Origin of the sequence: Nocardia jiangxiensis NBRC 101359 (assembly GCF_000308615.1) — a bacterium.
Taxonomy (GTDB): domain Bacteria; phylum Actinomycetota; class Actinomycetes; order Mycobacteriales; family Mycobacteriaceae; genus Nocardia; species Nocardia jiangxiensis.
In genome coordinates, this window is the sequence record NZ_BAGB01000064.1 from 16,567 (window position 1) to 34,660 (window position 18,094).

14 protein-coding genes and 8 pseudogenes are annotated in these 18,094 nt (G+C 65.0%); 9 read left to right on the plus strand and 13 right to left on the minus strand.

Going from position 1 to position 18,094, the window contains the following annotated elements:
- Window positions 1-743: 743 nt before the first annotated feature.
- Together ON40_RS54840 and ON40_RS56170 are read right to left on the minus strand one after the other, a co-directional pair.
- Window positions 744-971 (minus strand): FCD domain-containing protein, encoded by a 228-nt coding sequence (locus ON40_RS54840; RefSeq protein ID WP_051193685.1) that lies wholly within the window; start codon window positions 969-971, stop codon window positions 744-746.
- Between the two features lie 79 nt (window positions 972-1,050).
- Window positions 1,051-1,207: pseudogene (locus ON40_RS56170) on the minus strand (IS3 family transposase); the annotation flags it as partial.
- A 477-nt stretch (window positions 1,208-1,684) separates the two neighbouring features.
- Here ON40_RS56170 and ON40_RS53315 point away from each other — a divergent pair.
- On the plus strand, window positions 1,685-1,879 hold the full coding sequence (locus ON40_RS53315; protein ID WP_040827994.1) for a hypothetical protein: 195 nt from the start codon (window positions 1,685-1,687) through the stop codon (window positions 1,877-1,879).
- A gap of 17 nt (window positions 1,880-1,896) precedes the next feature.
- Here ON40_RS53315 and ON40_RS28680 read toward each other — a convergent pair whose 3' ends face one another.
- The 5 genes and pseudogenes from ON40_RS28680 to ON40_RS54845 form a co-directional block, all read right to left on the minus strand.
- Window positions 1,897-2,097 (minus strand): hypothetical protein, encoded by a 201-nt coding sequence (locus tag ON40_RS28680; RefSeq protein ID WP_040827995.1) that lies wholly within the window; start codon window positions 2,095-2,097, stop codon window positions 1,897-1,899.
- 900 nt (window positions 2,098-2,997) lie between these two features.
- Window positions 2,998-3,321, minus strand: coding sequence for an oxidoreductase C-terminal domain-containing protein (locus ON40_RS48395; RefSeq protein ID WP_083896009.1), 324 nt, complete (start codon window positions 3,319-3,321; stop codon window positions 2,998-3,000).
- Complete coding sequence (locus ON40_RS48400) at window positions 3,269-3,637, minus strand: FAD-dependent oxidoreductase (RefSeq protein ID WP_051193687.1); 369 nt, start codon at window positions 3,635-3,637, stop codon at window positions 3,269-3,271. Before ON40_RS48400 ends, ON40_RS48395 begins: the two co-directional genes overlap by 53 nt.
- Before the next feature lie 67 nt (window positions 3,638-3,704).
- Window positions 3,705-4,067: pseudogene (locus tag ON40_RS56175) on the minus strand (FAD-dependent oxidoreductase); the annotation flags it as partial.
- Between the two features lie 22 nt (window positions 4,068-4,089).
- Window positions 4,090-4,230 (minus strand): annotated as a pseudogene (locus ON40_RS54845) (GNAT family N-acetyltransferase); the annotation flags it as partial.
- A 1,010-nt stretch (window positions 4,231-5,240) separates the two neighbouring features.
- Between ON40_RS54845 and ON40_RS28700 the strand changes: the two are divergent.
- Window positions 5,241-8,564, plus strand: a complete 3,324-nt coding sequence (locus ON40_RS28700; RefSeq protein ID WP_040827998.1) for a protein kinase domain-containing protein — start codon at window positions 5,241-5,243, stop codon at window positions 8,562-8,564.
- Between the two features lie 499 nt (window positions 8,565-9,063).
- Window positions 9,064-10,132, plus strand: a pseudogene (locus tag ON40_RS28705) (IS110 family RNA-guided transposase); the annotation flags it as partial.
- Window positions 10,133-10,319: 187 nt separating this feature from the next.
- On the opposite strand, the gene ON40_RS28710 reads toward ON40_RS28705, so the two are convergent.
- The 3 genes and pseudogenes from ON40_RS28710 to ON40_RS28720 all read right to left on the minus strand — a co-directional run.
- The gene (locus tag ON40_RS28710) at window positions 10,320-10,571 is read right to left on the minus strand and encodes an IS3 family transposase (RefSeq protein WP_157186447.1); all 252 of its coding nucleotides are present in this window, start codon (window positions 10,569-10,571) and stop codon (window positions 10,320-10,322) included.
- 113 nt (window positions 10,572-10,684) lie between these two features.
- A complete protein-coding gene (locus ON40_RS28715) occupies window positions 10,685-11,557 on the minus strand; it encodes an LLM class F420-dependent oxidoreductase (RefSeq protein WP_040828000.1) in 873 nt (290 codons plus the stop codon).
- Window positions 11,558-12,015: 458 nt separating this feature from the next.
- A pseudogene (locus ON40_RS28720) lies at window positions 12,016-12,327 on the minus strand (recombinase family protein); the annotation flags it as partial.
- A 104-nt stretch (window positions 12,328-12,431) separates the two neighbouring features.
- Here ON40_RS28720 and ON40_RS28725 point away from each other — a divergent pair.
- A complete protein-coding gene (locus tag ON40_RS28725; protein WP_157186449.1) occupies window positions 12,432-13,253 on the plus strand; it encodes a hypothetical protein in 822 nt (273 codons plus the stop codon).
- Between the two features lie 153 nt (window positions 13,254-13,406).
- Here the strand turns inward: ON40_RS28725 and ON40_RS48410 are convergent, their stop codons facing one another.
- Entirely contained in the window at window positions 13,407-14,198 is a 792-nt protein-coding gene (locus tag ON40_RS48410; RefSeq protein WP_051193689.1) for a pentapeptide repeat-containing protein, read from the minus strand.
- Window positions 14,199-14,243: 45 nt separating this feature from the next.
- Between ON40_RS48410 and ON40_RS52140 the strand changes: the two genes are divergently transcribed.
- From ON40_RS52140 to ON40_RS28760, 5 genes and pseudogenes are all read left to right on the plus strand, one after another.
- Window positions 14,244-14,495, plus strand: coding sequence for a hypothetical protein (locus ON40_RS52140; RefSeq protein WP_157186450.1), 252 nt, complete (start codon window positions 14,244-14,246; stop codon window positions 14,493-14,495).
- A 215-nt stretch (window positions 14,496-14,710) separates the two neighbouring features.
- Window positions 14,711-15,103: pseudogene (locus ON40_RS54850) on the plus strand (recombinase family protein); the annotation flags it as partial.
- Window positions 15,104-15,154: 51 nt separating this feature from the next.
- Window positions 15,155-15,309 (plus strand): annotated as a pseudogene (locus tag ON40_RS54855) (IS481 family transposase); the annotation flags it as partial.
- 1,046 nt (window positions 15,310-16,355) lie between these two features.
- The gene (locus tag ON40_RS28755; RefSeq protein WP_040828006.1) at window positions 16,356-16,691 is read left to right on the plus strand and encodes a histone-like nucleoid-structuring protein Lsr2; all 336 of its coding nucleotides are present in this window, start codon (window positions 16,356-16,358) and stop codon (window positions 16,689-16,691) included.
- A gap of 495 nt (window positions 16,692-17,186) precedes the next feature.
- Window positions 17,187-17,504: a hypothetical protein gene (locus ON40_RS28760; RefSeq protein WP_040828007.1), complete on the plus strand. Its 318-nt coding sequence runs from the start codon at window positions 17,187-17,189 to the stop codon at window positions 17,502-17,504.
- Window positions 17,505-17,556: 52 nt separating this feature from the next.
- Here the strand turns inward: ON40_RS28760 and ON40_RS54860 are convergent, their stop codons facing one another.
- Entirely contained in the window at window positions 17,557-17,745 is a 189-nt protein-coding gene (locus ON40_RS54860; RefSeq protein WP_373281989.1) for an SAM-dependent methyltransferase, read from the minus strand.
- Between the two features lie 25 nt (window positions 17,746-17,770).
- Window positions 17,771-18,091: pseudogene (locus ON40_RS56180) on the minus strand (SAM-dependent methyltransferase); the annotation flags it as partial.
- Window positions 18,092-18,094: the final 3 nt, after the last annotated feature.

The window sequence follows — 18,094 nt, forward strand, 5'->3', positions numbered from 1 at the left end:
TACAGTGACGTTACTACAGCATGAGAAAGCGGCAGTCCGGAAGATATCACTCCGGCTGAACAGCGCTGCTCCCGCGGCTGGAGGGGCCCTGACCGGGGACCTGTCGGTGTCCGGCCCGACACGGGTGCTCGAACGAGGCCGTGAGCAGGCCGGAACAACATGGGCCCTCCGGTTAATTCATAGTTCGGAAACTGCGGCCGAATAAATGGCGAACGAAACTGCGGTTTTCAGGGCGACGCCGCCCACCGAAAACCGACTCGATATGAATATATCGAGTCGGTTGAAGTTTGCGGAAAAGGTTGTCGTCTTCTTCGTCGGAAGTGGTGCCTGGTGCCCAATCCTTGTGCAGGCGGGCTTCGAAGGCGCGTTCCAGGGGGCGTCAGGCTTCGGCCTCGGCGGCGAAAAGAACCTTACGCGGGTCCGCTGCCGGGTCGAAGATCACCGCAGGCGGGAAACGCCGACTCTGCGTCCCACGGCGATGTCGAGAGATTGATATCCGATGAGCGGGACCGTTCTGCGTCAGATGCTAGTCGCCGGCGTAATCGCGTGCTGGTCCTTGGCGCAGCCGACGATGTCGGACCAGATCCGGTGGGCATGCCCGACTTGACCGTCAGGCGGAATTGCTTGTTGCACAAGAAGTTTCCCGGTATTGATCAGACGAGAACGCATTGCCGCCTCCGCTCGGTCCGGATCGCCTTCGATAACTGCGGAAACGATCGGACCGTGTTCGCGATCGATGTCGATCAGTCGATCACGGTTCGAGTGTTATCGGCTGTCGAGGCCCCGAGTAGCCGAGTTGTCTCCCGCAGGGACTTCACGATTGCGTGGGCGCGGGCGTTGTTCGCCGCGTCCAGAATCAGGTCGTGCAACGTGAGGTCATGACGGGAGAACGCGAGTTCGTCCCCGGCCGAGGCGGCTTCCCGCATCCGTCGATGCTGTTCGAGCAGCGCGCCGCAATGCCGCGGTTCCATGCGTCGCGGCTTTGCGAACCGCCGGCGCTTCCAACGCGAGGCGGACGGCGAAGATCTCCGCGATCTCTTCGGGGGCGGGGAGTACCCGGTACGTCACCGCCACGGGAATCCCCTCGGCGGCAAGCTCTTTCACGAGCAGGTAGATCCTTTTCCCGGTAACTGCGCCTGCGACAGATACGCCGCAGCCCGCCGCAGAACCTCGTTTCCTGCTCCAGCAACCGGATACGACGTCGCGCACCACGAAACTCGGCCGACTCGGCGCGAGTCGCGCCCGGCTTGTTCCCGTTGTCGACCTCGGCTTGGCGCATCCATTTCGACGACGTCAGCGGATGAACACCGAAATCCGCAGCGATCTGCTCCAACGTCACCCCGTCCTCACGATTACCGAGGTCCAGCGCTGGTTCGGTACATAGGGGAGGATCCGCTGCTGGTGTTGCACCACGCGTCCGGCGAACGCCCGGAGGCGTTGGCCACCTTCCTCATCGGGGCTGCTCATCCCTGCCGGGGACAGCAGCAGGGGAGTGAGGCGCGATCTGCGGTTGCCGGGGTGCGGGCCGGCAGGTTGTGTACCCGGGCCTGAGTCCAACCGCTCGGGAGATCGACCTCTACGCGTCGGCCTTGCCCGGCGAGCATCCATGAGTCCGGCAGGTTGACGGTCTGGCTGCGACTTACCCTTAGCAGGAGCAATTGCGTTCCGTTACTTCAGTATTCAAATGTTCGAAGGCTATGCGGGAACGTCGGATTCCGGATTCCGCGCCGAAGCCGAATCCGAAGAGGCCCTCGCTCGTGGCGAACACCTGCTCGCCATGATCGACCAGCACGACCGGCACTGCTGCGCACAACGCGGTGGATGGTCGTGTGCCGAGTCGGTGCTGGAGCCCGCCGAACCTCGGCGCTCTTATCTTTAACTCCGATTCTGACTAATTCACTTGTGCCACATAGGATCTGGGTGACCCTTGGATTTGAAGGAGCCGTTGTCCAGGGCCGTGCGGGCAGTGCTGGCCTCGGACGAGTCGGTGGCGTGGCTGATGGTGGATAGCGAGTACAGGATGCCCGCGCAGGGTTGTGCGATGTCACCGCAGCGCACGCGCAGACGCCGCGCGAAAGTGAATCGCGTCGTCGGCAACGCCGATCCTCGGATTCGAACTCAACTCGACGAAGCACGTAGATCTACCACAACGGAGCCATCCAGTAGAGCATCTCTTGTCGCCTGCCAGGCCCTGGCAAAACCAGCTCCGAAGTGGTCCCTTCCCCTGGCAACCAACAGCCAGCGTATCGGCTGGTGCCCGATACGGTGGATACCCCGGTGGCGTGCAGTGCTGGAACGGTTTGTACCCAGTCGAGCCGGTCACAGCTCGGGCACGAGGGGTCGACCATATGCGCGTCCCTCCGTCCGGAGTGTCCCCCCGCACGCGCCCGGTCCCAGATGTGGGCGGGCCGCCGGTGTGGTCCTACAGGTTCAGGCGAAATGAACGACTGGGCTCGGCGGCTGTCGTCATGGCTGGACATTTTGACCGGCCAACACTTGACGCCTATCGGGCACATCCAGCAGACGCTGCGCAGGCGGCTGACCGTACGCCGCAACCCGTTCACCGGCTAGCGGTATCCTACCTGCGCTGATACTCGCTGGAAGCTGCGCAGCTCAGGCCGACCACGGTAACCGCCGGTTGCCGCACCACGCGCGACGGCATCGTGATCTACGACGTGAATATCTTCGACGCGAAAGTCGATGAGTGGCAAGACTATTACGACTACCACGGGCCTCACTGCGGACTCGACGGTCAGACCCTGTGAGAGACTCCGTCAGAAGACAGCAGCCGGGGTCCGGGTGTCGTCGATCTTCGTCAGCGCCACAGGATCGGAGTCGCGGTACATCCTGACCGCCCTGCTCCTCAACCCGACGGGATGTTTCTTCGGCGCAGCCGCTGACGAAGTCCTTGCGGTCCTATCGGGCCACGGATTGGAACGCTCCGTGAAGCAGGGGAACCTCGCGCGTTAGTCCGTGGGCGGGGCTGCCGACTGCGCGTCATTTGGTGAGTGCCTCTCGCGCCTGCTGTCGAACCGCGTCCATTGTGGCCGACTCTGTCACCAAACGGCGGTAGGACATGACAGCCGTTCCGGTGTGCAACCCCGCCACACTGACAACCCGGCCGGCTTTTCCATAGGCGACGAGCAGCTTTTCGCCGTCTTTTTCGAGGACCTCGATTTCGTCGTACCCAGCGGCGGAGCCGACACTCTGCAGCCGCATCCGATACTGGTCGGACCAGAAGTACGGTGCGCTGAGGAAACCTCCTGGGTCATGTGTGCCGAGGAGTGTCGCGGGCCGCGAAGGTGCCTTGCTCGATCGCATTGGTCCAGTGTTCGACTCGCATGTGACGTTCGTAGAGCGGGTTGTACCAGTTTGCGAGGTCCCCTGCCGCGACGACGTCGGGGACGCCCGTGACCGCGCATGTCCGATCGCACTCCACGCCGCGGGTAACGTCCAGTCCGGAGGAGACGAGCCAGTCCGCGGCCGGTACCGAACCGATCGACACCACAACGATGTCGGCCGGTAGGTTCGTGCCGTCGGCAAGGGATACGGCTTCGACGGTTTCCCGGCCCAGCAGACCCGACACCGTCTGTCGGCACAGGATTTTGACACCGTGGTCCTGGTGTAGGCCAGACATGTGTTCGCCGAAGGTGGGTACCCAACGAGCGGCTCAGCGGTACCTCACCCGCCTCTACTACGGTCACGTCGAGACCGAGTTTGCGGGCGACGGCGGCTACTTCGAGGCCGATGAACCCGCCGCCCACGAGGACTAGGCGTTGGGCGTCCTTCAGCGCCTGTCGCATCCGCAGGCCGTCGTCGAGGCTTCGTAAGGAGAACACGTTGTCCAGCGGCTCGAACGGGGACGGGCGGGCGAGTGAACCGGTTGCCAGGACCAGGCCGTCGTAGGAAAGCGGTACCTGTCCGGCGTCGCTGTCGACGATCACGGTGCGGGTGCGGAAGTCCACTTCCCGCAGAGATGCGGTGATCAGATCCAGATCGAGGTCGTCGGGCCAAGCGGTTCGGATGGTGACCTCGTCGAGCCGGCCGTCGAGTATCCCCTTCGACACCTCCGGTCTCCGGTACGGTGAAGACGGTGTCGCGCCAGGTGTCGTCGAGTTGGGCGACGCGTTCGCGGACGCCGATGGTGCGGTATCCGGCTTGATGGTGCAGTGCGATGCTGGCGCGGTTTTCCGGGAAGATCGAGGTTTGCAGGGTCCATAGTCCTGCTGAACTCGATGTAGACGACAGAGATCGAATGATCCAGCAGATCAGCGACTACGCCGCTCGGGTCGTATATCCCGAGGTCGGGATCGAGCCGAGTCCCTCGTTCTGTGCGACTACCACGGCTACACGCCTTCGCGCGGACGGGACCGATGCTCGGAATGCCCGTGCGAGCTCCCTGTCCGGTACGACCATGATTGGCACAGGCGCGGACATGGCACTCAGGCGTATCGCCAAGCTGGCTACTCGGTCTCCTTCTATAAAGGGCGGGTGCAGCAACGCATGCCGACAGCGCGCGTATCGGCGGCGGAAGCGCGCAACCTGAACAGCGGTTGCTGTTCTGGACGGAATTCCATTGGTGCGCAACAACGTCGAACGAGCCAACTCGTCAACGGTTCGTAAGCTCGGGTGTGGAACCAAGGGGTCGAGCTGAAGGGATCGCCGCGAAAGGCACCGATCCAACGAACCCGGCTGCCGCATGCGCGACAGTGCGAGTGCACGCGGTGGAAGACGCGTCCTGTGAGGATCCTTCCGTGGTAGTTGGTCGGGGAGGTCATGATAAACGCGGGTCGGATTCGGCTGGGCGCCCCGAGAGCGAAATTCCCAGGGTTTGTCGCGGAGTTCGATCCACACGTCGGCTGCGGTCGCGCGTGGTGTCGTCGGTGGTGACAGCGTCGAGGAGTGCTCCGCACTTCGTTTCGCACGCGGACGCTGGATCGAATTCAGCACAGTGCCGATACCTCGAGAATTCGTTCGCCATCTCGCTGGCGTCAGCCGTCACGGGCCGGCCGTTGAGCGTGGTGATCCGATCCGGGTCGCGATGCGGAGTTCACTGCGCTCGTCGATCACAGTGGCGTCGGGTCAGGGGTGTGCGCGGTATCGACCGATCGAGTAATCGGGGTGAAACCGCTGGTAGCGATACGCTGGGCGTGGATCCCTTTCATGTTGTCTCCTCGAGGGTCGTACCGGTCGGGCCCTGTTCGCGCGACCGCCGGGGCGGCAGAGTAGGAGACGTTGCGATGACCGATGTCGATCCGTTCGCGACGCAGCGTGGCGTGGCCCCGAAGGTCACCGCGGAGCTGGGCGCGGCCGGGTTCGAGGACCCGCACGAGATCGGGCGGGGCGGTTTCGGCTTGGTCTACCGGTGTGTGCAGCCGTCGCTGGATCGCATCGTGGCCGTGAAGGTTCTCACCGCCGATCTGGAGGAGGAGAACCTGGCACGTTTCTTCCGGGAGCAGCGGGCGATGGGGCGGTTGGCGGGGCACCCGAATATTGTGGGTGTGCTGCACGTCGGGACCACCGACAGCGGCCGCCCCTACATCGTGATGCTGTACCAACAGCAGGATTCGCTCGATGTGCGGATCCGCCGTCACGGCCCGTTGTCGTTGTCGGAGACGCTGCGGGTGGGGGTGAAGATGGCCGGTGCCCTCGAGACCGCCCACCGCGTCGGCATCCTGCACCGTGACGTCAAGCCCGCGAACATCCTCGTCACCGATTACGGGAAGGCGGCGCTCACCGATTTCGGCATCGCTCACCTTGCTGGAGGATTCAAGACCGGCACCGGTACGGTCACCGGGTCACCGGCCTTCACCGCCCCCGAGGTCCTCAGCGGCGAGTCCCCGAGTTCTGCCTCGGATATCTACAGTCTCGGTGCCACACTGTTCTGTCTCATTACCGGGCACGCCGCATTCGAGCGCCGAAGCGGTGAGCATATGGTCGCCCAGTTCCTGCGGATCACCACCCAACCGGTCCCGGATCTGCGTGAGCACGGCATCGCCGAGGACGTCAGTGTGCTCATCGGGCGGGCCATGGCTACCGAGCCACGAGACCGCCCCGCCACCGCAGCGCGGTTCGGAGACGACCTGCGCGGGGTCCAACGTGCGCACGGGTTCCCGGTCGATGAGATGGCGCTGCACAGTGACGCGGGCGCCGCGCCGCAGGATCAGGATTCGGCGCGCCCACGCCCGAATCCTGTGAGGGCCACCGCGAGGGGCCGACCTCCGTCGGCGCTGCCCGCCTTCCGAACCCCGGCGGGGAGCCTGCCGCTCGAGCTCACAAGTTTCATCGGTCGCCGCCGCGAGTTGAGCGAGGGAAAGGAGAAGCTGTCCGCATCACGTTTGGTGACGTTGACGGGGATCGGGGGTGTCGGGAAGACGCGCCTGGCGCTTCGGATGGCCGCCGACGCAAAGCGGGGATTCGCCGACGGTGTCCGGTTGGTGGATTTGGCCGACTTGCGTGACGAGTCGTTGCTGGAGGATGTGGTAGCCGCAGCCCTCGGGATACAGGATCAGTCCGCACGTCCGCTCAGGGATGTGGTGGTGGAGTTCCTCGCCGCACGGCAGCTGCTACTGGTGGTGGACAACTGTGAGCATGTGGTGGACGCGGTGGCCGGCCTGGTGGAGCTGCTGCTGCACAGTTGTCCGGGGCTGCGGGTCGTGGCGACGAGCCGCGAACCCCTGGGCATCGCAGGGGAGGCGGTGTTGCGGGTGCACCCGCTGACGGTTCCGGCCCCGGACCACCCACCGTCGCTGCGTGGAATGGCCCGCTACGACGCGATGAGCTTGTTCGTGGAGCGCGCCGCGGCCGCGGTGCCGGGATTCCGGGTCACCGACGAGAACGTGGTGACGGTGGCGCGGATCTGTGAGCGCCTCGACGGCCTGCCGCTGCCGATCGAGTTGGCGGCGGCACGGTTGCGGGCGATGTCGCTCGAACAGATCCTGCAGCGACTGGCCGACCGGTACGCGCTGCTGACCCTGGGCAGCAGAGGTGCGCCGACACGGCAGCAGACGCTGCAGTTGTGCATCGATTGGAGTCACGACCTGTGTACCTCCCGGGAACAGCAGGTGTGGGCGCGGCTGTCGGTGTTCGCCGGAAGTTTCGAACTCGATGCGGCAGAGAGCATCTGCGGTGCAGGCGTGTCCGCGGACGACCTGCTCGATACGGTGGGTGGGCTGGTCGACAAGTCGATCCTGATCCGGGAGGACGCCGGTGCGGTGGTCCGGTTCCGGATGCTCGAAACGCTGCGCGACTACGGCCGGAAGAAGGTACAGCCGGCCGAGTACCTGTTGCTGCGGCGGCGGCACCGGGATTGGTATCAGCAGTTGGTGTCACAGGCGGAGGCCGAGTGGGTCGGTCCGCGGCAATTGGAGTGGATCGCGCGTCTCGAGCGCGAGCAATCGAACCTGCGAGAGGCGATGGGATTCGCTGTGACGGAGATGGCAGAAGCAGACGCAGAGGCAGGGTCGGAGGCGACGGAGGCCGGGCTGCGGATCGCGTCCGCCTTGTTCCCGTTCTGGGTCTCCCGTGGCCTGCAAAGCGAGGGACGTCTTTGGCTGGGCCGGGCTCTGGCCCGCAGGCCCGGGCGGCCAACCGGGGCCCGGATCGAAGCACTGTACGCCGACAGCGTGCTGACGGACATGCAGGGCGACCTCACGGCGGGCGAGGTCCTGGTCGAGGAGGCGCAGGCGCTGGCCGTGCAGATGACCGATCCGGTGGCCCGCACCCGGGTCGCGCATGCCAGGGGTCTCCTGGCGCTCTACAGCGGCGACCTGCCCCGCGCCTGCACCGATTTGGAGGAAGCGCTCGCGGCGTTCCGAGCCCGAGGCGACCTTGCCCAGCAGGTGTGGATTCTGATGATGCTCGGGTTGGCGTACGAATTGCGGGGTGAAGCCCGCCGGGCCATCGCCTGCCACCAGCAGGTGCTGGACATCACGCAGGCGCACGGCGAATCGGTGTACAGGTCGTACTCGCTGTGGGCCATGGGGGTGGCGGTCTTGCAACAGGGGGATCGTGACCAGGCAGCTGGGCTGCTGGACGAGTGTCTGCGACTGACCCGGCTGGTGGATGGGCCGCTCACCGCCGCCGTGGCCCTCGAGGCCCTGGCATGGATCGCCGCCGCTGAGAACAAGGCAGAGCGTGCCGCCGCGTTACTGGGCGCCGCCGAGGCGCTTAGCTCGTCCGTGGGGAGTTCCCCGGTGATATTCGAGAACCTGCTCGTTCACCATGAAGAGTGCGAGCGGCGGGCCCGCCGGGCACTGGGCGAGCGCGCATTGAAGACCGCTCAGCGGTCGGGTGCGGGCCTGGCTTTCGCCGACGCCGTTGCCTACGCCCTCGGCGAGCAGCCCCTTGCCGCAACACCGTCGGCTGCCATCGCGAGCCTGACCAAGCGGGAGCGGCAGGTCGCCGACCTGGTCGCAGGGGGCCTGACCAACAATGCCATCGCCGCCCAGCTCGTGATCTCCAAACGGACCGCGCAGGGGCACGTGGAACACATCCTGACCAAACTCGGGTTCACCTCACGAACACAGATCGCGGCCTGGGTCGTCGAGCAGGCAGGCCGATGAGCGTGCTTGACCGGCATGGTCCCACCGTCGTCGCCACGAAACTTCCCGGGCTTGGTCGGTGACACCCCCCAGCCCACCTCTTCGCAGGCCGTCTCCGGGGCCAGCGGTCGACAATCTGCAGTCGCTGGCGTTGCTCGACAGCATCAGTGTGGCTCGCACAGGTCGGGGCAAACCTTGCATCTGCCCGGACGAGGCGATCGCTGACAGGGCGTATTCGGCTTCTGTCTGGGCCGATTCGTCAGTGCGTAACGCCAGGGTCAGATCGGCGGCCGATCGGTGGCGGCCACAACCGCCGCACCTTCGACGCGCTGGGACTGAGGACCGGTTCGACGGGCTGGATGATCACCGGCCGTAGTCTGCCGGAGGTGCCGGGCCGGGGCTGGCTCGTGAGGTTCCTGCCGCCCGATGTGGCTGGCTCGCCGGGGGTTTGCGCCCCGGCCCGGCACCGGCCGCGGGCCTGACTCAACAGAGGTGTGGGACACACAGGCCGAAAGCCGGAATGTCGCCCGCGGCTTCCTATCCGACGAGGAATAAGGAGACGTGGTTGACAGTGGTGATCGGGGTCGACCCGCACAAGTCCACCCATACGGCGGCAGCGCTGAATGCCGGAACCAACAAGACGCTCGACACGATCCGCATCGACGCTTCTGTGTCGGAGTATCGGCGACTTCTGGTGTGGGCGAGGCGATTTCCCGACCGACGCTGGGCCGTGGAGAATGCGTGGGGCTTGGGCCGGCACCTGGCCCAATGGCTGATCGCCCGCGGGGAGAAGGTCACCGACGTGCCGTCCACAGCCACCGCGCGGGTCCGGGAACCCTCGCGGGGCGGGCGGCGTAAGAACGACACCATCGACGCGGCCGCAGCAGCCAGTGTGGCGGCGTTGCATGGCGATGCGGTGCGCGTCGAGGCCGAGGGAGCCAGCACCGTGCTGCGAATGCTCGATGAGCGGCGCACGAATCTGACCAGGCAGCGCACCCGCACGGTCAACCAGCTGCATGCGGTGATGCGGGAGTTGCTGCCCGGTGGCGTGTCCACCGATCTGACCGCGAACCAGGCCGCCGATGCGTTACGGCGGCTCCGCCCATCCTCACCAGTGGAACACGCCCGCAAGGAACTCGCCCGTGACCTCGTCGCCGACGTGCGGGCTCTGGATGTCCGGCTCAAAGCCAACCAGCAGCGCATGCACGACACCGTCGCCGATTCCGGCAGCAGCCTTCTCGACGTGGTCGGTGTCGGACCGGTGGTCGCGGCTCGTCTGTTGGGCCGCACCGGCCGCGCGTCACGGTTCCGCACCGCGGGAGCCTTCGCAGTCCACACCGGCACAGCGCCGATAGAAATCGCCAGCGCTGATAAATCTCGACATCGGCTGTCCCGCCACGGCGATCGCCAGCTCAACAACGCCCTGCACACCATTGCCTTGACACAAGTGCGAATGCCAGGCACCAAAGGACGGATCTACTACGACACCAAGATCGCCGAAGGCAAGGGCCACAAGGGAGGCGATGCGCTGTCTCAAACGCCGTCTGGCCGACCATGTTTGGCGCATCATGATCGCCGACGAACGCCGTCACACGGGCGAGGCGGGCTCCGCAGGACACTCGGGGGCGACTACGAAATCCCGCGCGGCCGGCTCAACCCCGCACACCAGCACTTCGGATCAGTCACTTCCGGAACCCGCCACCGCCCAGCCTACGACCAAACCCGCTCCAGCAGCTTGACAAACACAGAGGAACCCCCGCTGAGCCGGAGAGCTGATTATCTGGTTCCGGCCAGAACCCGTTGATGGTAGCTGGCTTCGTATTCGTCCGGTGACCGCCAATCCAGTTTCTTCTGGATGCGTTGGGTGTTGTACCAGCCGTCGATATAGGAGAATAGTGCGTTCTCCGCGTTTTCCCTTGTGCGCCAAGAGTTCCGGTACACGAGCTCGGTCTTGAGTGTGGAGAAGAAGTTCTCCATGAGCGCGTTGTCGTAGCCATCCGGTTCGCTAATCGGTTGGCCGACAACCACTCTCGTGATGCTCTGGGTCTACGCCCAGGGCATCACTGCGTTAGCGCCGGATTCCGGCCGGTTACACCGCCGGACCGACCTGCGCGATCCGCGAACGCGCAGAACAGCGGCCATTAGGGTGGGGTGAGGCCGAGCCCTTCGGCGGTGGCGGCCAGCGCCGCAAGGTGTTCGTCGACCGACACAAGCCCTGTGCCCATCGTGTTGATCGACAGGTGTGTGGCACCTGCACTGCGCCACTGCCCGACATCGTCGAGCATCGTGTCGAGGTCGCCAGGGCCCCAGTTGGCTCGGCCCTCCATCCCGATCGCGGCCGGGTCACGTCCGGCCTCGATCGCCGCGGCGTCGACGACGGCCTTGGCCTCGTCGAGGTCGGGGCCCGGCGGCATCAGCGGGAACCAGCCGTCGCCAAAGCGACCCACGCGTCCGTAGGCCCGCCGCGACGCGGCGCCGAACCAGATCGGGATGGGGCGCTGCACCGGCATGGGAGCAAGGCCGGCGCCGGTCACGCGCTCGCTTGGCCCGTCGTGAGTGACGGTCCGTTCGGTCCACAATCGGCGCAACAGGGCGACCTGCTCCTCGATGCGAGCGCCACGGTTCGAGAAGTCCTTGCCGAGCGCTTCGTACTCGACCGCGTTCCAGCCCAGCCCGACGCCGAGGCGGAACCGGCCATCGGTCAGCAGGTCGACCTCGGCCGCCTGCTTCGCCACCAGCACGGTCTGACGCTGCGGGAGGATGATGATGCCAGTCACCAGCTCCAGCGCGGTGAGAGCGGCGATGTAGCCGAAGAGTACGAACGGCTCATGGAACGTCGTGTGCACGTCGTAAGGGCCGGCCCAGCCCTGATGGATTGTAGGGTCGGCGCCGACCACATGATCGTAGGTGAGCAGGTGAGCGTAGCCGAGCTGCTCGACCCCCTGGGCGTAGGCGCGCACAGCACCGACGTCGCCGCCGAGCTCGGTCTGGGGGAAGACGACGCCGATCTGCATCAGACGAGCTCGGCGCCCATGGTGCATGCCACGGCGATGTCGCCGGTCAAGGCGTCCGACCCGTCGGCCTCGGCCCGTTGGGGCTGCCCGCCCATCCTGTCGATGCTCGCCATCAAGCCTGTCAACCCGATGTACATACCCAGAACCTATCAGCGCTGTAGGAGAGCACGTGGGAGGCGCGGCGGTGAGCGGCCAGACGCGCTACGCGAGGGAGCTGCCAAGTCAGGGGGTTGGGGAGCAGCGGCGCGGAATCCGGCGGTAGCGCGAATCGAGCTGGGCTTTTGCTGTCGGGCCGCCCTCGGCGTGGGGCCGGTACCGCGCATAGTTTCCTGAGTCGACCAGCTCCGGCCCGGTCAAAGCGCCAGGTCGCCATTCGAGTTACCGCACATAGTGCGCTGCCACTATCTGCCATAGCGCGCTACCGCCAGATTTCTGGTGGATGCGCCCCTACCCCGTGCTCACCCGCCACGATGCTCACCCGCCACGGCGCGTTCGCGCAGCCGATCGGCATGCTCGTCGGTGAGGGCGGGTTTGCGGCCGGTGTAGGCGCCGCGGGTCTTGGCCCCGGCGATACCCTCGCGCTGACGCTCGAGGATCAGAGCGCGCTCGAACTCGGCGAACGCACCCATCACCGACAACAGCAACGTCGCCATCGGCGAGTCCTCCCCGGTAAAGGTCGGACTCTCCTTGACGAACTCCACCCGCACGCCCTTGCCGGTCAGCACCCGCACCGGCCGGCGCAGATCATCGAGATTGCGAGCGAGCCCGTCATGGTGCTGACCCGCATCACCGAATCCCTTCCCGCGCACCAGGTGTCAGGCTGGACTTCAAGAACCACCGGACATGTGTAAGAAACGTGGATTCGGACTCTAATATGACGCTGTTCATCCCAGGTCGTGGGTGTGGTGTTGGGGTGTGCCCCAGCTATACAACTACCGCCCCGGGTCGCGTATGCAGGGTGTCTGGCGTGAAGGATCAAGTGATCCGGGTGGGGGTCATCCAGCCGGTTGTGAGCGTGCTGCTGCACAATCACGGGGCTATGAATTCGTTGTTCTCGATCGTTCCGCTGGCGGTGGTGGACTCCGCGAATGTCCTGGCGTTGCTTGCGGTCTCCTTTGTATGGATATCGAGCGCATCGCGGTGGGCGTATGCGAGGACGGCCGTGTCGTTCATGATTGGTGGGATCTGCGGGCTGGCGCTGACCCTGGTGTTCTCGTTCACGGTGATCCTGCAACTTGTGCACCGGGCCCTCAACTCGCTGTCTCCGACGGCTGTTGCCGCGATCGTGGTGGTAATCGCGCTACTGGTCATCGGTATGGCGGTGCACGGATTCCTCCGCCCACCGATGTCGCTGCCGGTGCATCACGATCTGCACCCCGTCGCAGCCAGCGCGCTCGGTCTGATCACCTGGACGGCCCAGTCGCTGACCTCGGCACCGTTCTACGGGGCCATCGCCGTAATGGCCAACGAGACCATTGCCTCGCGCCTGGGACTGTCCACGGTCTTCGTCGTGATCGCGGTTGCGCCGGTCGCCGTGCTCATGATCGCGCTCTTGCTCTGTCCCACCGCGGCCGGACACCGCGTGCTCGCCCACCTGCAGGCAGCACTGCCCATGACATCGCGGGTCGTCGCGGCAATCCTCATCGTCGCCGCCGTTGCCGCAGCCGCCGTCGGACTCACGATCATCCTCAGATAGCTGCGCGGGCTTGGACACCCATCAACGCGGATGCAGGCGACTTCGCACATCTGTGCAGGCGACTCCGAAAAGTGACAACCACGCGAGTCGCAGCGATCGGATGGCGCCAGCGGTGAGTGTCGGAGAAAAGATCGATTCCCAACACCCTCGTCGCTACGACGAGGGCACCGAGCTCACCACGACCGGCGGCCAATCTTGGGGCTCGACGTTGGCGGGTTTGAGAGTGATGTCCACGGACCAGTCGAAGACTGGCGCCGGCGGCCCCCATCGCTTGGAGTTGGCGAACGAGATCGGCTGTGCGCCGAAGTCCACTTTCTCAAATATGGTGGCGCCGGAGAAGGTGGCGCCGCCGAACACGGTAGTGCCGGAGAAAGTCGCGTCGCCGAACACAGTGGTGTTGGAGAAGGTGGCGTCGTCGAACCAGGCGGTGTCGGAGGAGATTGCGCCGGCGCACCCGGCGCTGCCGGAGAAGATCGCGCGCTCGAACCGGGCGGTGTTGGAGAAGGTCGCGCCGTCGAACCGGGCGCTGCCAGAGAAGGTCGCGTCGCCGAACCGGGCGCTGCCAGAGAAGGTCGCGTCGCCGAACCGGGCGGTGTTGGAGAAGGTCGCGCGCTCGAACCGGGCGGTGCCGGAGAAGGTCGTGCCATTGAACCGGGTGGCGCCGGAGAAGGTCGCACGCTGGAAGTCGGCGTCTTCGAGGTAGGTGGTGCGGAAGTCGAAATCGTTTGGCGACCAGCTGTACTCGGTTTCCGGGCGCAGATGGGCGGCGATGACACGGACGATGGTGGCTCGGACTTCGCGATCGTTCTGGTGGTATTCGTGGTGTTTTTCGACTTGCCCGGGTCGAGGTCCTCGGCCGGGCGAGCGGTGGCGGTGGTGACGACGCGTTTGGTGCGGCCGCTGCTGCCCTGCTCCGGATCGTAGGGCAGCAGCAGATAGCTGCACAGTCGGGGTGAAACTCCATCGACGGGGGACTGCATGGTTGTGGGCATGGATGACGAGAACCTTCTACGCAACATCGAAAATCTCCCAGAGGCTGGCCCTATCCAGCCTATTTGGGGCTACAACCAGAGCAGGGAACGCCGGAGCGAACGGCAATTCTCCGGTCACGTCAGATTCCTTCACGGCACGCAAGCTGAACGCCTGCGTGGCGAACTCGCCGACGTAGTCGGGGAGCTTCTGGATCGGGCCGCGAAACAACAGTCCGAGGATCACTCGGCTGAGGACGGTACCGCGACGTGACTTCCGACGACATGACTGTCAACCCGCCCGCACCCGTAGTGCCCGGTCGGTCCGCGTCGCTGTCGGTGACCGTGCCGGTATCCGGGCCTTCCGGGTTGTCCGACTATGCGGTGTCCCCGTTGGGTGTGCCGGCCGCTGTGCTGCGTGATGAGGTCCGTGTGGCGTTCCTGGGCCGCACCTCCACTGAGGATCAGCAGGATCCGCGTCAATCGATGATGCGGCAGTTGGGGAACTGCAAGACCGCGATCCCTGAGTCGTGGGTGATCGTGGCGCACTTCTATGATGTCGAGTCTGGCCGCATCGAATTGGACGCACGCGGCCACGGGACCGGCTACGAGCGGTTCGCCATCCCGATTGCGCGCGACGGCGGTGTCGCGGATCTTCTCGATGAGGTGGCGCATCCGGGCCGTCGGTTCGACGTGGTGATCTGCGAGTCGGTGTCGCGCGTGGCGCGGCGTACCTTCGAGGGGCTGTCGATCGAACGTGAGTTGGAGCGCTGCGAGGCGTCACTGTTCGCCGCCAACGAGCCGATCATGTTGTCCGGCAGCCGCGCCCAGCGAATCCTGCAACGCCGGATCAATCAATCCGTCGCCGAATACGAAGTCCTCAACACCCTCGAGTCCGGGAAAACCTTGCGCCACAACGGGAAAAGCTATGTCGGCTGCAGCTATCTGCACAACGCCGTCGACGACCACTCCCGCCTGGCCTAAGCGAAATCCTGCCCGACGAACGCAAAGAAACCGCCGTCATGTTCTGGCGGCGGGCTCTACAGTACTTTGCCGCCAACGGAATCACCATCAAACGAGTCCTCACACTGATTCAAACTCGGTGATGGTCTCGAAGCTCTCGCGTGGTACGGTCGGCTGGTTGAGAATTCGAGGCTCCGGCGCTCGTTTGCTACCGCTCAATGACCGAGTGGGGTTGTGCTCCTTGCCTGTTGATCGTGGGGCAAGCGGGGCCATCGTCGAGTGAGATGCGTCCTGTTAGGAACCCGGTGACTCGACATCGGCTGCGGTGCTACGCGTCCACCGGCCGACCGGCTGGCCGCTCGGGCCCATCAGCTTCCCGTACCGGCCGTTGGGCGCGATCACGACCAGATAGGCGCGCAGGCGTGTCGGTAAACGAGAGGTGAGCCGGTAGCGCCCGCCCAGCCACCGGGTCGGACACCGTGTGTGGCCCGCAGGTCGCCGAACGGCCACCTGCGGGCCATGCTCGATCACCGCCTGTCCGGTGAGTCCCGGTTTCCCGTGGGTTCGCGGATTCGACGGGTTGTCACTGACTCATCACGCGGACTGAAACGTGCATGGCCCCCTGTCAGGCTATCCACCTCGTGAGTTCGCGAACCTACGAGGGTTCCTGGAAACCTCTGCTGCCCTAGGCAACTAGGAGAGCGCTGTCCACTGCAATCCGTATCAGAGGTTCGCCGATCCCAGGAAGACCGATGCGCCCAACCCGATCAAGGCTCCCTCGGATGTTGTGTACGTCCTGCAGCGCTGGCCCTCGCTCACCGTCTGACTTCACCAGCTGGTATCGCCACGCTGCGGACGTCACGGCGATCGGCATCACTTCTCTCGACGGCCGGGGTGCCGACGAACAGGTCGTCCTGCACGGACAAGCCGTCCTGGAACTGCTGAGGGTTCCGCAGACACTGACGATCACGTTCGAAGAGCCCGAGTCGGGTGCCTGTGAACTGTTGTCGAAACTCCGCGACCGCCTGTAATCCCTTCTGGGGTGAGGGTTTACACCCCATCTACGCCCGCGCACGGTGTTGCCCTTGTCGCGTGCCGGTCGCGCGCATTGCCCGTCAGCGTTCTACGCTTGCCGCTCCAGCAGTGTGATGCAGACTAGGAGCAGATTCGTATGGCCCAGAAGGTCACCGTCGAATTGATCGACGACTATGACGGTAAATCCCCGGCGCAGGAAACCGTCGTGTTCGGCATCGATGGTGTCGAATACGAGATCGATCTGTCGGTGAAGAACGCGGGCAAGCTCCGCAAGGCGTTCGAACAGTGGACCGAGCCCGCCCGCAAGGCCGGCCGGATCCCCAAGACCAAGAGCAACGTCAGCAATCGCACTGCGGCGGATAAGGAACAAACCAAAGCGGTTCGGGAATGGGCCCGCAAGAACGGCTACGACGTGTCCGATCGCGGACGGATCCAGGCCAGCGTCCTGGAGGCATACAACAAGGCCAGCTAGCCCAGCGCACCGCACCACACCGACATCCTGTCAGGGTGAGGCTGCCCGATTCGGCGGGCAGCCCTCGAAGCGGGCACCGACACGGCCACACGTGCTGCTAGTGATCGGCTCCGTCGACGGGGTTCTCCCCGCTGAAATCGAGCTGTCGGGCGGCCGATTCGGTGCTGATGCGTACCGCGAAACCAGTTCTGGAAAGCGACTATTCGGTATCGGAGATTTAACGCTCACGTAGCCCGTTGATCTTGGTCCGTGAAATACTCGGCCGCATGTCAGCGCTTTCCGTGGTCGACCAGGAACAGTCCATGGTGATGGTTGAACTCGAAAACCTTCGCGAGCACAGCATTTCACGCGCCGTCAACCGCCGAGACGGTGAGAGCCCGGTCGCTATCGAGGTCCTGACACGTATCGTGTAGACGTTACGGCCGGGGTGCATGGATCAGCGCGGAACATCGCATCGACGCGATCACCGATGTCCTAGCGAAAGCCATCGAGCAGTTGCCGGACGAAACGCTTCCCGGTGCCGCCGAGGATTCCGCGATCACCTGGCGTAGTGCAGCGCGGATCCTGTTCCAGGCACCACCGCTGCCGTTCGAACTGTTCGTTGCGGTCAAGAAGACCGACTCCGGCGTATCTGCCCCGTTCTCTACCAAGGCGGCCCGCTACGTCCAACACGCGGCGGGATTGCCCAGCGGCGAGCAGCCGATCGGGGACATGATCCGGCTGCTTCACCACGAACTCGCACGGATTCTCTTACACGAGGAGAAGGCGATGACTACCTCGGTCGGCGCGCCGGGACGCCCAGAGGCACTCTGACGCACGCTGGCCTCGCCCGGCGAATCCGGCCGAGGCCAGCGCGACGGGGCTGTCACGGCCTGCGCCCGCCCGCCCCGTACATCGCGATGTCGACATCGGCGATCGTGCCGATGTGAATCGGGTCGGGCCGCCACTTGTGCATCCGCACCAAGCCAGGCTCCTCCAGTTCGAGCCCGTCGAAGAACTGCTGCGCTTGGGCTTTGGTGCGCCATCTCAGGGTTTCGCCGTGTGAGTGGTACAGGTCGCGAACCCTTGGCCAGTGGCTCGGGAGCGAAGCCGTCGGTGGCGATCGTCGCGGCGAAGTGGCTTCCCGAGGGCAGGACGTCGATCACGTGGCGGGCGACGCGCCATGCTCCGTCGTCGTCCTCGATGAAATGCAGCCCGATGGGCTCGTCCAGGGTGAGGGTTTCACGCAGTTGCGGGGCGGTCAGGATCGCCTCCGGCTCGCGCATGTCGGCGTCGAATACCGCGATACCAGAACGGAAGACTGTCTCGAATGAAGATCCGGATGGTAATACAACAGAACGTGCTATTCGGCGCAGGGATCTACGCGTACGAGGGCATGATCCGCGCCCCGCATCTGGAATCCC

Coding starts and splice junctions, on each gene's coding strand:
- ON40_RS54840 (WP_051193685.1), bottom strand. CDS start 971: ATGGAACCGCGGCATTGCGGCGCGCTGCTCGAACAGCATCGACGGATG.
- ON40_RS53315 (WP_040827994.1), top strand. CDS start 1,685: ATGTTCGAAGGCTATGCGGGAACGTCGGATTCCGGATTCCGCGCCGAA.
- ON40_RS48395 (WP_083896009.1), bottom strand. CDS start 3,321: ATGCGATCGAGCAAGGCACCTTCGCGGCCCGCGACACTCCTCGGCACA.
- ON40_RS48400 (WP_051193687.1), bottom strand. CDS start 3,637: ATGTCTGGCCTACACCAGGACCACGGTGTCAAAATCCTGTGCCGACAG.
- ON40_RS28700 (WP_040827998.1), top strand. CDS start 5,241: ATGACCGATGTCGATCCGTTCGCGACGCAGCGTGGCGTGGCCCCGAAG.
- ON40_RS28715 (WP_040828000.1), bottom strand. CDS start 11,557: ATGCAGATCGGCGTCGTCTTCCCCCAGACCGAGCTCGGCGGCGACGTC.
- ON40_RS28725 (WP_157186449.1), top strand. CDS start 12,432: ATGACGCTGTTCATCCCAGGTCGTGGGTGTGGTGTTGGGGTGTGCCCC.
- ON40_RS52140 (WP_157186450.1), top strand. CDS start 14,244: ATGGATGACGAGAACCTTCTACGCAACATCGAAAATCTCCCAGAGGCT.
- ON40_RS28755 (WP_040828006.1), top strand. CDS start 16,356: ATGGCCCAGAAGGTCACCGTCGAATTGATCGACGACTATGACGGTAAA.